Origin of the sequence: Pseudomonas sp. SCPG-7, from assembly GCF_002156405.1 — a bacterium.
Taxonomy (GTDB): Bacteria; Pseudomonadota; Gammaproteobacteria; order Pseudomonadales; family Pseudomonadaceae; genus Aquipseudomonas; species Aquipseudomonas parakoreensis.
Genome location: NZ_MVOO01000001.1, coordinates 779,773 through 795,742, shown reverse-complemented (window position 1 = coordinate 795,742; position 15,970 = coordinate 779,773). Strand labels below are relative to the sequence as shown.

Below are 15,970 nucleotides of genomic sequence, written 5' to 3'. Positions count from 1 at the left end.
GTCCCGGCGTGATACCGCTCAGGGCAGCAACGGGCGCAGGAAACTGCGCTCGTAGCTGACGATGAATTTCTTCTGCACCAGTGATTCCACCAGCGCCGTGCTTTCCGGGTCGGTCAGCGCGATGTGCCGGTAGCTTTCGTAATCGGCCAGCGAAGGAAAGCTGAACAGGCAATAGGCGATGTTGCTCGCGCCCTCGGAGGGCAGGAAGTAGCCGTGATGGGTGCCGCCCAAGCGCTCGACGATGCCCAGCCAAGCCTTGGCATAGGCTTCGAACTCGGTCAGTTGGTACGGATCGATCACGTATCGCACATGGCAAGTAATCAAGTTTGGCGCTCCTGTTTCAGGTCATTCCGCGATGGCGGTACCGACCTTGTCCGAAGCCGACCAGATGCGGTAACGCACTTCGACGTCCTTGGGCGCGTAAATCACCAGCGGCAGCTTGCTGTTGTAACGCAGCATGAAGCCATCACCGACGACCGGGACAAAGGCGCGCTTTTTCTGGCTGCCGGGCGGACAAGCCATCAGCGTACTCATCGGCCCGATGACTTTTTCCAGCCGGTAGAACGGGTAGCCCCAACCTTCGAGATTTTTCTCGTCCAGAACACCACCCAGACGTTGGCGATTGCAGTCGACTTCCAGGGTCTTGCCGGCAAGGACTTCAACCTGGAAGTTCTCTTCCTGATCCTGTTTGGGCAGGTAGATGACTTGGCGGGTGAAGCCGTTTTCCGCCTTGGGATACGGCGCGACGTCTTCGAGTTTGGCCGCGTGGGCGAGGGTGGACAGGCCGGCAATGAGCAGACCGATTGTCGCGCGAGCGCGTAAAGAACCCATGAAAGCCTCCTGGCGGGTGTAGGGTGGATGTCGGGCATTCTCACTGTCATCAGCGATGAATGCAAACCGGCGTCGACTTGCAAATTGCAGTGCGCAGAAGGCCCGATCTTGCATTTTGCAACTGGCCAACTGCTGGCCACCGCGCCAAGTGCTTGATTTCATGAGGGTCGAAATGACCCGATGAAAGGCACGTTTTATGCGTCGCTTTGGTGCAGCGCACCGGCTTCGGGCGCCTACACTCCAATGGGCATTTCGCAGTACAACCGTTTGCCGCACCAGGGAATCAGCGGGGACACACCCGTGCAGGGGCAGCAAAAGCGGTCAACGTGAAGAGTTGATTGGCAGTTTCATCAATAAGGAGAGGTTCACCATGTTTCTGTCTGCCTTGGAACTACGCAATATCATTGAAAGCAGTTTTCTGCCTAAACGCTGCCAGTGCACGCTGTCACCAGACCTGTCGATGACCGTCAAGGTCTTCGGCGACCACCAGACTGACCAGGTTGATCTGCACGTCAGCGGTATCGACGCCAGCCACCTCAACGGCTGTCGCGAGATCAATGAACTGATTGCCGGCCTGCGTTCGGATCTGGCGCAACAAACCACACTACAGCATTACAGTCCTCGCTCCAGAGCGCTTTAACTCACCGTTTCACCCAGTTCGACCGTCACGCGCCGGGCCTGCACAAAGCCGAGGCCCAGCGCGAACTCGACCAGCACCGCGAGCAGAATCCCGGGGCCGGCATGGCCGTTAAGCCATTCGCCAAACCCCAGCACCGCCAGACCAAAACAACCGACGATAAACCCGTTGCTCAGGGCATTGCGACCCAGCGACGGAGGCGCGCTGCGCACCAGATAAAACATCACCCCCAACGCCGCAAACAGCACCGCACTGCGCCGCGCGACAAAACCGACCGAGCTCGAATACTCAATGCTCCAGATCGCCAGCAACACCTCCGGGAAAAAGCCCCAGACCAGCGCGAGTACAAAACACAACGAAGCGGTGATGATCGACAGTGTGCGAAACGACAACTGCATGGCGAGTCCTTGCGGCAGTAAGAAGGGACCCCGAGCATAACCCGCGAAGCCTTCATCGCCTACCGCAAAGCCGCAAATCAGAGCCTTCTGTCAGTTCTGCTCGCTGCAGGCGTCAGACATTTTCCGGTAGGTGATTTCCGCAGGCTTGCCGGCATTGTCGATGTACTTCATATCAGCGCTCACGACCTTGCATTGGCGCGTGGGCTGCTCGGTCATGGAGATCACTTTGTTCACATGCAACGGCATGCCGTACTGGTAGGGAACGGACTTGGTCGTAGCGGTGGTGTCATTGGCCTGGGCCAGCCCGGCGAATGCGCTGCAGGCGAGGGCGGAGGTGAGCAATAGCGTGCGAATGTTCATGAATCAGACTCCCGTGCGACGGAATGAGCGTTCGGCGCCATACGGCCGAACCTGCCGCACTCGGCGTCAACCAGGGGCTGAGGTGTGCGGTTCAGTACAGTCTTGGACTGCGGCGTTAAGCGATGGTTAACCTGGCTGAACGCCGGCTGTCTGGCGGAGGGAGGATTTCTCGGGGATGCGGTGCCGATTCCTACAAGGGGTGATGCCTTGTCTGCTTTCGGCGGCGGGAGCGGGGCGGGTATGGTTTGGCGTCGCTGCAAAATCAGCGGCTCGGGTTTGGTCACCTGAGAATAATCGATTGCATATGTGCCATCATTTGCACCGCGGAGTTCTTTGACCGTGTAGTGCATTGCTGTGGTGGCCGTGTGCAGGACGCCTTCGGGCGAGCTGAGTTCGGCACGAAGGGTAGCCCAGCCTTATATACTCAGCGCCTGAAAGTTGGCGCTGAGTAAGTAGCTAGGTTACTTATTCTTCGCCTGACCAATACCAAAGAGTATCGCCCCAACTCGAGCCGCTGAAGCTCGGTAAAATTTCCCCCTGATTGAAGTGTCGACGAGAATCTTTTTGTGCAGGGGTGAACCAGTAACCGGCAACACTGCAAGGTTGACCTGCCTCAAGCCGAGCGGGTGATTTAGAAAAGCTGTCGTCCTGATCGAACCGAGCGTACCAACGTACAGTGCTGTCTTCTTCGAAACAATTCCCATACGGAGTATATGTATGCAATTGATTAGGTGTGGGGATGCGCAGTGGTTTAAAAACGCGATTTACTGCGACATACGCCGTCGGCAATGGCTCATTAATAGGGCCTAGATCGGGAAGTTCACCGGCGCGAACAATCAAACCATATTGATATTTAATTACTTCTACGTCGCCACGACCGCTAAACGAATGACTTATCGCATCTATACCGCCCAACTGTTCCGCAAATCGATTGCCTACGACGGTATACCAATTTACTCCTTTAATATGGTCAAGCAGTTCTCGTTTGAAGTTTGTCACCAAAGAGTCAACTTCAAGGCCAGTGTATTGCTGAGCCAACTGGTACTCCATGGGCATATAGCTATCGAAGTCAAAGGGCAAGATGCTGGATAGTCCGCCATATCCATGCTCAGCCTTGACTTTGTCGGCTAGGTAAACAATCCAGTCTCGATAGCGTGCAGCTCCGTCGGGAGCTTGCAGTATGCTCCATGGCAATGTCATTTTGATAAATGAGCGTTTTTGATCGCCATGAGCTTCAAAAGAATTCAGTGCGGACAGGTTGTACTCGCCGGCTTCGTTAGCCGTCGCAGCGCTACTGATGTGCCATTCGTACTGCTCATTTGGACCCGTCTCGAGGATTTTAGAGACTTTTTTATTGAAGCTCGCATCAGTAAGCTTTTTATATCGATCATCAAACTGACCTTTAAGGTGCTGACCAAATTCCTCTTTGAATCTTGCGAAACACTGCATGACGGCCTGTTTGCTTTGCAGCGTATAGCCTTCTTTGAAGTATAGGGTGACGATCAATCCTAATCTGACAACCGGAGTACCATCCGGTAATTCAAACATCAGGTCAGGAGCTCGCTTAGTCAGTTTTTCCAATGTGTTCATAGTTTTCTCTGTTTATCCGGCAGACACCGCTGCAGTGACGGCCGCGCCACCCAAAATACTCGCTAACAAGGCCCAAGACACTTGTGCTAATCGGACAATAACCAGTATGGCGCCAACTATTGCAGCAGGAACCCCTGCTGCTACGAGTGCGGTCCCAATGGCGAAGGCAACGACCACCGTGGCTACAATGGTTCCGACACCAATCAATACTTGCATCCAGTCAATTTCTTTTAGCTTTTCAAGGGTCAGATCTGTGTAATGCTGAATCTCTTTCCACGCAGCGCGAAGTTGTTCATCCGTCCAACTAATGATTTGAGCGCCCGTTTCACTGACCCACTCCCAGGCTTTTTTAGACTCGCGTCTAATCCATTGCCCTTTAACTCCAAGCCAGATGGCAGCATCTTCCAGGTGTTGTTGAACCTCATTCGAAAGCGTACGAATGCCTTTAGCTCCCTGTTCCAGTAGTCCATCTACAGCCTCTTGTACCTGCTGGGTCCAACTCTCAACGTGTGCGGGTTTGGGGGTAGCTGTCGGACCGTACGCCGGCACCGGAACAGGAGCCGGTCGAGGTGCTTGTCTTGGTCCACCTGCAGGTGGTAGTAAAACCGGCCATTGTAGAGGATTAAACTCTCCGGTCGGTTTATTTTCTTTATTGTATTGTCTATCGCGTTCACGTTCACCGTCATCACGACAATCATTTATTTCCAAGACCGAGAAACGATTAGAGTCGCCTGCTATGTCTAGATAGGCTTCACGCTGAGCCAGACCAAGAACATCTCCGGGAAATTTCACTTCTACAAGTCTTGCCAGATTATCTGGGTGTTGAACGCCTTGATGGTCTACTCCGGCTCGTCCGGGCCAGCGCAGGCTGCGACTTTTGACGATTATGACGTCCGGGCGCCGTAATAGTCCTTTCACTGATCCTTTCGGAAAGGGAAATAGAGTGTGTCGCCTCAAAGGATCAGGATTCGTGTCGTTACCAACCCATGATGAACTCAGAAATGGTTTGGGAGGAAGGGATGCCATGTCAAAGCAAACTTCTGCTTTGTAGTCCCAAAGAAAATCCCAGCGGTATTCGTCTGCGCGAATCAATCCGCTCATAACAAGTTGTTTAAGCTCCAAGCCTGTGACGCCACCATCTTTGGCTTTCTTTATAGATAATTTTGGAAATCGCGAGGCATAGTTCGCTTTCTCCATCAAATAAGGCTTATTGTCAGGGTTAGGCAGTGGAGCCTCTTTGATCGTACCTTCAATACTGGTGCTTGTGCATCCTTGCGGCGTCTGAGGTGGTTGCATGATTGCCATGTGTCAGCCCTCCAAGTTGGCGTTTTTGAAGTCCAGGATCATTTCCTTTGGCGCACTTTCACCTGCCCTTATCAGTTGCTCTTCCGGCTCAGGCTTACGAATTGGTGTTAACAGTTCTACTTCAGTTGGTTCAGCACTATGAGCCAGGAAAGTTTTTCCTTCTTTGTTTGTGTAGCCAGAAATCAGCGTGCCGTCGGCCAACTTCAATGTGTAAGGGCTTCCTACTAAAGGCTTTCCAGTTTTCTCGTCCTGAAGCAGATACCTCGCTTTGTGACTGCGCGGGGCACTCTCAAGTAACTTCCCGAACCTATCCTTGTCCGCCAACCCCGGAATCAACGGCACCAAAATCCCGATCCCGGTCCCCACACCCGGCGCACCACCGGTATTCACCTTCACCTCAGCCCCGCTGATGGTCACGCCACCTGCATCCACCTTTACAAAACTCCCGCCCGCCTTGGCGGTCAGCTCCATGCCACCCTCGATCACCACTTTTTCACCCGCGTGATAGTGAATCTCCGTCCCAGCCTCGACAAACTGTGCCGTACCGACCTTCACATGCTGCGTCACGCCCACCGTCAGGTGATCATCCGCGCGCATCTCGCTGACGCGATCCAGATGGGTAATCCGGTGCTCCTCAACCTTGAACTCGCTAAGGGTGTTGGCCTCAACCGTGTCATGCCGCTCATTGCCCACGCGAATCTTCTGGTCGTGCTCGATGTTCTCGTCCCAATCGCGCTGCGCATGGATGTAGATCTGCTCGGCACCCTTTTTGTCTTCAATCCGAAACTCGTTGTAGCCCTTGCCGCCCGGGGAGCTGAGGGTTTTGAAGGTGCTGCGGGTCTTGTTTGCCGGCAGGTCGTAGGGGACGACGTTTTCCTTGTGGTACAGGCAGCCGGTGACGAGGGGCTGGTCGGGGTCGCCTTCGAGGAAGGTGACGAGGACTTCCATGCCGATGCGCGGGATGGCGATGCCGCCGTAGGCGGCGCCGGCCCAGCCGCTGGCGACGCGCAGCCAGCAGGTGGTTTTGTCGTCGGACTGGCCGTCGCGGTCCCAGTGGAACTGGACTTTGATGCGGCCGTACTGGTCGCAGTGGATTTCTTCACCGGCCGGGCCGGTGACGACCGCGGTCTGGCTGCCGAGGACTTTGGGTTTCGGGTGTTCGAGGGCAGGGCGGTAGTGCGCGTCCCACGGGGTGGCGAGGAAGCTGTTGCGGTAGCCCTGGTGGAAATCGCTTTTGTTGTCGGTGACGTCGCTGGTGACGTTTTCACCGAGCACTTGCGGTTGTTTGCCTTCGTGGAAGACTTCCAGCAGCAGCCACAAGTCGTTCCATTCGGCGCGCGGGTGGTCGGCCAGGGTCAGGAAGTGGCCGCTGGTCAGGGTTGGTTCGTCACCTTTGCCTTCGGCGAGTTTGTAGTCGCTGCGATGGCGTTCGAGGGCGCGGGTCGAGAGGAATTTGCCGCGCTCGCGGGTGGTGAAACGACCGGGGTAATCGTAGTCCTCAAGATCCGGGGCGAACTCGGATTTGACCGCGCCTTCGGGCAGGATCTTCGGTTTTTCGAAGTCGTAGTCGCGGCGGCTGACGCGGGTGGTGCGGGTTTCCAGGCGCAGGTTGAAACGCTTGATCACCGGTTTGTCGGCGCTCATGCCGGAGTCTTGCTGGTAGCTCACGGCCTTGAGTTTGCGGAACACCGTCTGATCGTCGCCGAACACCAGTTTGTGGCCGCTGCTGCTGTGCTGGAAGTGGAAGTGAATGCCTTCCTCTTCGCACAGGCGCTGGATGAAGTGCAGGTCGGACTCGTCGTACTGCACGCAGTAATCGCGCTGCGGGTACTCGGCTTTGAGCTGGAAGCTGTAGGCGTCGGCCAGAATGCCGCGATCTTCCAGCACTTGGGCGATGATCTTCGGCACCGTGAGGTTCTGGAAAATCTGCTGGTCATGGTTGTGCCGCAGATAGGCCAGCTGCGGCACCAGGCTGATGCTGTAGCGGGTCAGGGTCTTGCCGGAATCGCCTTGCTCGATGCGGTACACCAGGCCATGAATCTTGCCTTCGCCGGTGGCGCCGAAGGTCAGGACGCCGGGCTTGTGCAGCAGCTCTTCGAGTTTCAGGTCGGGGCGGGCGCTGACCAGTTCGAGGTCGAAACGGAAAGGCTCGTTGAGGGCTTCGCGACCGGTGAAGCTGAGCACTTGCAGGTCGGCGGAGGCGCCCTCGAGGGTAAGGGTAATGTGGGTAGCGTTGGCGTCCAGCATGCCTTGAATTCCGTCCATTGAATAAGCAGGTGACGGATGATGGAGGATTAGACCGCCTCGTTCAAGGCGCAAATGCCGTAGGCGCGGGAGCTGCGACGTATAGGGAAAACCCTTAGATCGGCGTTTCGAGCCAGTGAAACCGCGGGTTGCGCCGTTCTGAAGGAGCCGGCAATGCGTGGTTCAGAGCGGTTCAGTGCTTGAGAATCGCCAGTCAGTTTCAGACTAAAGTCGCCTTCAGGCCGTCAAAGCCATCTGCCATCATTGTCGCTCACCCCTGCGTGTCCACTTCTTCCCGGCTGTTTCTGATCCGGGACGGGAGCTATTTTTCTGGCTGACTGCGCCCTGGCGCAAACGCTGTACTGTTGGAGTTTTTCATGCGTCCCCCATTCCCTCTCATCACCCCGCGCCAGTCGTTTGGCTTCGGAGCCGCTTTGCTGTGCGCCGGTTTTGCCGCGCAGGTTCAGGCCAGCGGTTTTCTCGAAGACACCACGGCGAAAATCGAATCGCGCACAGTGTATTTCAACCGCGATTTCCGTGATGGGCACACCTCAAGCGACCAGGGCGCTTCCAAGCGTGAAGAGTCGGCGCAAGGCTTTATTCTCAATCTGCAATCGGGTTACACCGAGGGCACGGTCGGCTTCGGTATCGATGCGCTGGGCATGCTCGGTTTTCAGCTCGATTCCAGCCCTGATCGCAGCAACAGCGGCTTGCTGCCGTCCAGCGGCGAGAACCCGCGCGGCTCGAAGGGTCAGTACGCAAAAATGGGCCTGACCGCCAAGGTCAAGGTCTCGGACACGGTGTTGAAGTACGGCGCACTGCTGCCGGATCTGCCACTGCTCAAGTACAACGACGGCCGCTTGCTGCCGACCATGTTCAACGGTGCGATGCTGACCTCCAAAGAAGTGAAGGATCTGACCTTCATGGCCGCGCGTCTGGACAAGTACACCGCGCGCGATTCCACCGATTCGCAAGACATCCGCGTGCACTGTAAGAACAAGCGCTACGCCTGCAACACCACCGCCGATCATTTCGACATGTACGGCATCGATTACAAGATCAACGATCGCCTGACCGCGCAGTATCACTACGCCGAGCTGGAAGACATCTACCGCCAGCACTTCATTGGCTTGCTCGGCAACCAACCGCTGGGTGACGGTGTGCTGAAGGCCGATGTGCGTTTGCTGAAAAGCGCCGACAGCGGTGATGCCAAGGCCGGCTCCATCGACAACCGCGCGTTGAGCGGCATGCTCTCCTACGGCATCAGCGGCCACACCTTCAGTGCCGGTTGGCAGCGCATGAACGGCGACAACTCGATGCCGTACCTCGATGGCAGCAATCCGTATCTGGTCAACTACGTGCAGGTCAACGACTTCGCGGCGGCGCAGGAGCGCTCCTGGCAGCTGCGTTACGACTATGACTTCAAGGCCATCGGCATCAACGGCCTGAGCTTCCTGACCCGTTATGTCAACGGTGACCACATCAAAGTCCCGGGCAGCGATCAGGAAGGCAAAGAGTGGGAACGCGACAGCGAGTTGAAGTACGTGATCCAGACGGGCACGTTCAAGGATGTCAGCCTGCGCCTGCGCAATGCGACTTACCGCACCAATTATGAGAAATTTGCGCGGGATGTGGATGAGACCCGGTTGATTGTGAGTTACAACTTCTCCGTCCTGTAAACCTCACCCCCTGTAGGCGTTGCCGAAGGCTGCGATCTTTTGATCTTGATTGTAAAAAACAAAATCAAAGATCGCAGCCTGCGGCAGCTCCTACAGGGGGACTGCGGCGGCCTACAACCAATGCCAGAACCGGCTCCAGAAGCCGCGATTCAGATCCTCTTTGCACCCGGCATACTGCCGCGCATACACATCGGAACGTGCCTGCACCTTGCGCGCAGTCGGCATCAACCAGGCTTTGCTGGCGTAGGTCTTGTTGCGGAAACCGCCCCAGCCTTCGTGGTAGTTCAGGTACTGGTTATAGGCATCGTATTTGTACACGCCGTTGATCGAGGTGGTCTTGTCCATGTACCAGCCGACGAAGTCGATGGCGTCGTCAAAGTCTTCGCGGTCAGCCCAATTGCGCCCGGTGCTCTTCTGGTAATCGGCCCAGACCTCATCCTTGGCCTGGGCATAGCCGGCGGCCGTCGACACCCGGCCCCACGGAATCACCCACAACAGGTATTTGCGCGGCGTCTTGGCGTCGTAGCGGTAGCCGGACTCCTGATACATGATCGCGAAGGGCACCTGGATCGGCACGCCCCAGCGCTTTTGCGTGACTTGCGCCGCGTCGTACCAGTCGCTTTTTTCGCGGAAGATTTCGCAGATGTCTTCCGGCGAACGCGGCGGCGAGGTGCCGCAGCCGCTGAGTAATCCCGCCAGTATCAAAAGTCCCGCCGTCCGCCCCGACATCAAACCGTCATCCCCATGCGCGCAAAAAGGCCGACAGTCTACGCGCTCAGCTCAACTGGTGACGATAGGGCAAATCCGGACCGGTCTTGCTGCACGTCAGGGCGGCCGCCTGTACGGCAAACTTGAGCATCGCGTCGATCTGTTCGCGATTGAGTTCCCGAACCCCTTCGACCGAATCCAGTGCTTGCTCGGTCAACCAGGTAATCAGCGCTGCTTGAAAGGTATCGCCTGCGCCGACGGTATCGGCGATTTGCACCGAGCATGCTGGTACTGACCACGAGCCATGGGCGCGGCTGAACACCGTTGCGCCTTCGCCGCCACGGGTCAGGAACACCAACTGGCAGCGATGCTGCAGCCAGCCTTCGATCACGCGCTGCGGGTCCTGCTCGGGATACAACAGGCTCAGGTCTTCGTCGCTGACCTTGATCATGTCGGCCAGTTGCACCAGGGTCGCCACGCGTTCGCGCCAGAGGTCGATGTTCGGTTCCGGGTTGAGGCGCACGTTGGGATCGAGGGTGATCAGGCGCTTGCCGCTTTCGCGCTGCACCAGGGTCAGCAGGGTGTCGGCGATCGGCTGCACCACCAGCGAGAACGAGCCGATGTGCAGACCACGGACTTCAGCGCCCAGTTGCGGCAGATGGGCGAGGCTTAATTGGCGATCAGCACAGCCCTCGCCGCGAAAACTGTAATGCGGCGAACCGTTGGCACCGACCGCGACCATCGCCAGCGTGGTTGGCGCGGCGAAGTCGATCAGGTAGTCCGCCCGCACGCCTTCATCCCGCAGCACTTGCTGCAACCGTCGGCCGAGATAGTCGGTGGACAGCCCGGCAAACAGCGCCGAATCCACACCCAAACGGCGCAAGCCGACCGCGACGTTGAACGGCGAGCCGCCGGCAATCGCCTTGAAATTGACCTTCGAAGCCAGACCGCTGGCATCGTCTTCGCTGAAAAAATCGAACAGGGCTTCGCCACACACCAAATACATGATTGTTTGCTCTTTATAGGGTCGCGACATGCTGTTGATAGCGTTCATAGGCCTGCTGGAACGCCGCGACATGGGCGGCGACCGGCAGGGTTTCACTGTGCAGATCGAGCTTCACGCAGCGCTGGCACAGATCCGCCAAAGTGTCTTCGTGGCCGTTCGACCATGACTTGCACCACGCCGCCTGAATCGCCGCGCCGAGGGCTGCGGCTTCGCTGTGTTCGGTGCAGATTACCGGGGTGTCCATGATGTCGGCGACGATCTGCCGCCACACCGCACTTTTCGAGCCGCCGCCGATCAGGCAAATGCTGCGGCTTTGTAAACCATTGTGGCGCAACAGATCCAGTCCATAACGCAAACCGAAGGTCGTGCCCTCGACCACGGCGCGACATAGATTGGCCTGGATCAGGTTGCTCAGGGTCAAGCCGTGCAGGCTGCCGGTGGCATGGGGCAGGGCGGGGACGCGTTCGCCGTTGAGGAACGGCAGCATGCTCACGCCTTCCGCGCCAATGGGCGCCTGGGCCACGAGTTGATTGAACTGCTCCAGGTCGAGGTTGAACAGCTCGCGGATCGCACCGGTGGCGTTGGTCAGGTTCATGGTGCAGATCAGCGGCAGCCAGCCGCCGCTGGACGAGCAGAACGTGGCGACCGAAGCATCCGCGCTGACCTGTGGCGCCTCGGCGTAGGCGTACACCGTGCCGGAGGAGCCGAGGCTCATGGTGATCGCCCCGGGTTGAATGTTGCCGGTGCCGATGGCGCCCATCATGTTGTCGCCACCGCCGCTGGCGACCAGCGCATTCGGGTTGAGGCCGAGCTGTTCGGCAATCGCCGGCAGCAGGGTGCCGACCGCCTGATGCGCGTCGATCAGCTCCGGTAACGCGGCTTGCAGGCGACCGGTGGGGTCAATGTCACGCAGCAACTGCAAGTCCCACTGGCGGCTGCGCACGTTGAAATAGCCGGTGCCGGAAGCGTCGCCGTACTCGCTGCAGGCGCGCCCGGTGAGCCAGAAATTCAGGTAATCGTGGGGCAGCAGGATGCGTGCGATGCGCGAGAACACCTCAGGATGCTGTTCTTTAGTCCAGAGTAATTTCGAAACGGTGTAGCCCGGGGCGATGACCACGCCGAGGCGCTCAAGCGAGCCTTTTTCGCCGCCGAGGTGTTTGAGCAGACGATCGTTTTCATCCGTGGTTTCGGTGTCGCACCACAGTTTGGCCGGGCGCAGCACCTGGCCCTGATCGTCGAGCAGCACCAGGCCGTGTTGCTGGCCGGAGACACCGATGCCGAGGATCGCCTGCCCGTCGACATTGGCTGCGAGCAGGGCGCGGCGGGAGGCGAGGGCGAAGGCGTCGAGCCACTGTCGGGTGTCCTGCTCGCGCCGACCATTGGCGCCGCTGATCATCGTGTGCGTGGCGGCGCCTTCGCCGAGCACCTGACCGCTGGCCGCATCGAGGATGATCGCCTTGGTGCCCTGGGTGCCGCAGTCGATGCCGAGGAAGAGTTGTCGGGTGGTCACAGTGAGGTCCTCAGGGTGTCAGGTGAGTCAAGGTGAAGCCAATCGCTGGCAAGCCAGCTCCCACAGGTTCTCGGGTGTACGCAAAATTCATCAACGATTGAAAATCCTGTGGGAGCTGGCTTGCCAGCGATGGCGTCGGTGGTTTCACCGCATCACTCAGCCAGCACCCGCTCCAACGTGCGCGTCACACCCACCTCACGCAAGCTGTTGCAGCACCACTCAAACGCCGCCACAAATGCTGCCGAACGTGGAATCGCCGTACCGAAAATCTCCTCGACCGCCAACAAGCGCTGAGTGATCAACGCATCATCCGCTACCAGCCCCTGACAGAATTCCGCCCGTGGATCAGGAATCGAATAAGTGTCGCCATTTTCATCCACGCCTTTCAGATACAACGCCCAGGCAGCCACCACCAACGCTGCGCGCCTGGTTTCCTGGCCATCGGCAATCAAGCGATTGATCGTCGGAATGGTGAACTTGGGAAACTTCGATGAACCGTCCGAACACACCCGTTCCAGTTGATCGGCAATCGCCTGATTGGAAAAGCGCGCCACCAATGTGTCTTTGTAGTCGGTCAGGTCGATGCCCGGCACCGGCGCCAGTTGCGGGGTGACGTCGAGGTCCATGTAGGCGCGCATGTAACGTACGAACAGCGGGTCGTTCATGGTCTCGTGGACGAAGCGATAGCCCTTCAAAAAACCCAGGTAAGTCAGGGCCAGGTGGCTGCCGTTGAGCAGCTTGATCTTCATCTCTTCGTAGGGTGAAACGTCATCGGTGAACTGCACGCCGACCTGTTCCCAGGCCGGGCGACCGTTGACGAATTTGTCTTCCAGCACCCATTGCACGAACGGTTCGCAGACCACCGGCCAGGCATCGTCGACGCCGTGTTTGTCGGCCAGTTGCAGGCGATGCGCGGTGCTGGTCATCGGTGTGATGCGATCGACCATGGCGTTGGGGAAACTGACGTTCTGCGCGATCCAGTCACGCAGCCGCGGGTCACGCAGGGTGGCGAAGGCCAGCAACGCCTTGCGGGTCACCGCGCCGTTGTGCGGCAGGTTATCGCAGGACATGATCGTGAACGCCGGTGTGCTCGTGTCACGGCGCTTTTCCAGTGCTGCACAGAGGAAGCCGAACACGGTTTTTGGCGCCAGCGGATGGGCCAGATCGTGCTGGATCTGTGGCAGGTGCGCCATGAACTCGCCGTTGCTGTCGTCGATGCAATAACCGCCCTCGGTGATGGTCAGCGAGACGATGCGGATTTGCGGATCGGCGAGTTTGTCGATCAGCGCCTGCGCGCCGTCTTCGGCCAGAAGCATGTCGCGAATCGCACCGATCACCCGCACTTCGGTGTCGTCGCTGTCGCCGAGTTCGAACAGGGTGAACAGGTAATCCTGCTCTTTGAGATCGTCGCGGGCACGGCGGTCTTCTGTGCGCAGGCCGACGCCGCAGATTGCCCACTCCAGCGCCTGACCGGTATTCATCAGTGCATCGGTGTAATACGCCTGATGCGCGCGATGGAAGCCGCCGACGCCAATGTGCGCGATGCCCTGGCGGGTGTCGCTGAGGCTGTAGGCCGGCAGTTGCACCTCGGGGGCGAGGCGCTGCAGATTTTGCTTATTGAGTTTCATCGGACAAGTCTCGAGGTTCAAGCCGCGGCGCGCAGCGGGCGGGTCAGCGCCACGCCATTGGCGTCGAACAGGTGGCAATGGCTGGCGTCCAGGTGCAGGTTCAGTTGCTCGCCGTAGCGGCTCGCCAAGTCACCGCGCACACGCATCGTCAGGGCTTCGCCGGCGTTGGTGGTGACGTGGCAGAAGGTGTCGCTGCCCAGGCGTTCGCTGACGTCGGCGGTGACTTGCAGGGTGCAGTCGCCCGGTTGCGCCAGCTCCAGATGTTCCGGGCGAATGCCCAGGGTCACGGCGCTGCCGACGCTCAGATTGGCGGCGTTGAACGGCAGGGTGATGCGTGTACCGGCGTCCAGCGAGACTTCGCAGCTCTGGCCGTCGATGCGGGCGATCTTGCCCTTGAGGAAGCCCATTTTCGGCGTGCCGAGGAACCCGGCGACGAACACGTTGGCCGGGTTGTGATAGAGGTCCAGCGGCGAGCCGACCTGCTCGATCTTGCCGCCATTGAGCACCACCACCTTGTCGGCCATGGTCATCGCTTCGACCTGATCGTGGGTCACGTAGATCATGGTCGCCTGCAGGTCCTTGTGCAGACGCAGCAGCTCCAGACGCATCTGCACGCGCAGGGCGGCGTCGAGGTTGGACAGCGGTTCGTCGAACAGAAAGATCTTCGGATTGCGCACGATGGCGCGGCCGATGGCGACCCGTTGCCGTTGGCCGCCGGAGAGCTGTTTCGGCTTGCGCTCGAGCATCGGTCCGAGCTCGAGAATGCGCGCCGCTTCGCCGACTTTTTTCTCGACTTCGGCTTTTGGCACACCGGCCAGATCGAGGGCGAACGACATGTTCTTTTTCACGGTCATGTGCGGGTACAGTGCGTAGGTCTGGAACACCATCGCCAGATCGCGCTTGGCCGGACTGACTTCGGTGATGTCGCGGCCATCGAGTTCGATGGTGCCGCCGCTGACTTCTTCCAGCCCGGCGATCAGCCGCAGCAGGGTGGATTTGCCGCAGCCGGACGGGCCGACGAAGACCACGAATTCCTTGTCGTTCACCTCAAGGTCGATACCCTTGATGATGGAGAAACCTTCGAAGCCTTTTTGCAGATTCTTGATTTTCAGGTTGGCCATGGTGATGGGCCTCCGCATTGTTGTTTTTTTTAAGATCAAAAGATCGCAGCCTGCGGCAGCTCCTACACAGTGCCCCTGTAGGAGCTGCCGCAGGCTGCGATCTTTTGCTTTTAAATCTTCATTTCACGGCACCGAATGAGAGGCCGCGCACCAGTTGCTTCTGGCTGATCCAGCCGAAGATCAGGATCGGCGCACAGGCCAGGGTCGAGACCGCTGACAACTTGGCCCAGAACAAGCCTTCGGGGCTGGAGTACGAGGCGATCAATGCGGTCAGTGGCGCGGCTTTCGACGAGGTCAGGTTCAGCGACCAGAAGGCCTCGTTCCAGCACAGGATCAGCGACAGCAGCACGGTGGACGCGAGGCCGCCCTTGGCGATCGGCAGCAGCACGCGGACCATCTCCTGCCACAGCGTGGCGCCGTCAAGGCGGGCGGCTTCGAGGATGTCTTTGGGGATGTCCTTGAAGTAGGTGTAAACCATCCAGACCACGATCGGCAGGTTGATCAGCGTGTAGATCACGATCAGCGCGATGCGCGTATCAAGCAGGCCGAAACTCTTGGCCAGCAGGTAGATCGGCATCAGCACACCCACCGGCGGCAGCATCTTGGTCGAGAGCATCCACAGCAGCGTGCCTTTGGTGCGCTGGGTTTCGTAGAACGCCATCGAGTAGGCAGCCGGCACCGCGATCAGCAGGCACAGCGCCGTGGCACTGAACGAGATCACCACCGAGTTCCAGGCAAAACTGAAGTAGTCGCTGCGCTCGTTGATGTGCAGGTAGTTCTCCAGCGTCGGCGTGAAGATGAACTGCGGCGGCGTGGCGAACGCGTCGATTTCGGTTTTGAAACTGGTCATCACCATCCAGAAGATCGGGAAGAAAATCACGATCGCGATGGCCCAGGCCAGGGTGCCGAGCAGCAGGCTTTGCAGCCGGCGGGATTGTTGAAGGGTCATGGCA

15 protein-coding genes are annotated in these 15,970 nt (G+C 58.5%); 2 read left to right on the top strand and 13 right to left on the bottom strand.

The annotated features are described in order from the left end of the window. Window positions 1-18: 18 nt before the first annotated feature. Window positions 19-324: an NIPSNAP family protein gene (locus B1722_RS03580; RefSeq protein WP_003225174.1), complete on the bottom strand. Its 306-nt coding sequence runs from the start codon at window positions 322-324 to the stop codon at window positions 19-21. 21 nt (window positions 325-345) lie between these two features. Beyond that, complete coding sequence (gene eco, locus B1722_RS03575; protein ID WP_041064378.1) at window positions 346-831, bottom strand: serine protease inhibitor ecotin; 486 nt, start codon at window positions 829-831, stop codon at window positions 346-348. A gap of 370 nt (window positions 832-1,201) precedes the next feature. On the opposite strand from eco, the gene B1722_RS03570 reads away from it, so the two are divergent. After that, entirely contained in the window at window positions 1,202-1,471 is a 270-nt protein-coding gene (locus B1722_RS03570) for a DUF1652 domain-containing protein (RefSeq protein ID WP_041064375.1), read from the top strand. Here the strand turns inward: B1722_RS03570 and B1722_RS03565 are convergent. The 5 genes from B1722_RS03565 to tssI all read right to left on the bottom strand — a co-directional run bounded on the left by B1722_RS03565 (window position 1,468) and on the right by tssI (window position 7,368). Then, complete coding sequence (locus B1722_RS03565; RefSeq protein WP_041064372.1) at window positions 1,468-1,866, bottom strand: hypothetical protein; 399 nt, start codon at window positions 1,864-1,866, stop codon at window positions 1,468-1,470. The two genes, B1722_RS03570 and B1722_RS03565, sit on opposite strands and share 4 nt — an antisense overlap. A gap of 90 nt (window positions 1,867-1,956) precedes the next feature. Then, window positions 1,957-2,226: a DUF2790 domain-containing protein gene (locus B1722_RS03560; RefSeq protein ID WP_041064369.1), complete on the bottom strand. Its 270-nt coding sequence runs from the start codon at window positions 2,224-2,226 to the stop codon at window positions 1,957-1,959. Window positions 2,227-2,691: 465 nt separating this feature from the next. Beyond that, the gene (locus tag B1722_RS03550; RefSeq protein WP_086791388.1) at window positions 2,692-3,816 is read right to left on the bottom strand and encodes a type VI immunity family protein; all 1,125 of its coding nucleotides are present in this window, start codon (window positions 3,814-3,816) and stop codon (window positions 2,692-2,694) included. A gap of 12 nt (window positions 3,817-3,828) precedes the next feature. Further along, on the bottom strand, window positions 3,829-5,121 hold the full coding sequence (locus B1722_RS03545; RefSeq protein ID WP_086791386.1) for a VRR-NUC domain-containing protein: 1,293 nt from the start codon (window positions 5,119-5,121) through the stop codon (window positions 3,829-3,831). Between the two features lie 3 nt (window positions 5,122-5,124). After that, complete coding sequence (gene tssI / locus B1722_RS03540) at window positions 5,125-7,368, bottom strand: type VI secretion system tip protein VgrG (protein WP_256578835.1); 2,244 nt, start codon at window positions 7,366-7,368, stop codon at window positions 5,125-5,127. A gap of 374 nt (window positions 7,369-7,742) precedes the next feature. Between tssI and B1722_RS03535 the strand changes: the two genes are divergently transcribed. Further along, window positions 7,743-9,044: an OprD family porin gene (locus B1722_RS03535; protein ID WP_086791384.1), complete on the top strand. Its 1,302-nt coding sequence runs from the start codon at window positions 7,743-7,745 to the stop codon at window positions 9,042-9,044. Between the two features lie 111 nt (window positions 9,045-9,155). Here B1722_RS03535 and B1722_RS03530 read toward each other — a convergent pair whose 3' ends face one another. The 6 genes from B1722_RS03530 to B1722_RS03505 all read right to left on the bottom strand — a co-directional run bounded on the left by B1722_RS03530 (window position 9,156) and on the right by B1722_RS03505 (window position 15,966). After that, window positions 9,156-9,773: a hypothetical protein gene (locus B1722_RS03530; RefSeq protein WP_371260334.1), complete on the bottom strand. Its 618-nt coding sequence runs from the start codon at window positions 9,771-9,773 to the stop codon at window positions 9,156-9,158. Window positions 9,774-9,819: 46 nt separating this feature from the next. Next, a complete protein-coding gene (locus B1722_RS03525) occupies window positions 9,820-10,758 on the bottom strand; it encodes a carbohydrate kinase (protein ID WP_086791382.1) in 939 nt (312 codons plus the stop codon). A 13-nt stretch (window positions 10,759-10,771) separates the two neighbouring features. After that, the gene (gene xylB / locus B1722_RS03520) at window positions 10,772-12,268 is read right to left on the bottom strand and encodes a xylulokinase (RefSeq protein ID WP_086791380.1); all 1,497 of its coding nucleotides are present in this window, start codon (window positions 12,266-12,268) and stop codon (window positions 10,772-10,774) included. Between the two features lie 152 nt (window positions 12,269-12,420). Further along, a complete protein-coding gene (locus B1722_RS03515; protein WP_086791378.1) occupies window positions 12,421-13,896 on the bottom strand; it encodes a mannitol dehydrogenase family protein in 1,476 nt (491 codons plus the stop codon). 17 nt (window positions 13,897-13,913) lie between these two features. Continuing rightward, complete coding sequence (locus B1722_RS03510) at window positions 13,914-15,017, bottom strand: ABC transporter ATP-binding protein (protein WP_041064336.1); 1,104 nt, start codon at window positions 15,015-15,017, stop codon at window positions 13,914-13,916. A gap of 118 nt (window positions 15,018-15,135) precedes the next feature. Continuing rightward, on the bottom strand, window positions 15,136-15,966 hold the full coding sequence (locus B1722_RS03505; RefSeq protein ID WP_034154211.1) for a carbohydrate ABC transporter permease: 831 nt from the start codon (window positions 15,964-15,966) through the stop codon (window positions 15,136-15,138). Between the last annotated feature and the right edge of the window lie 4 nt (window positions 15,967-15,970).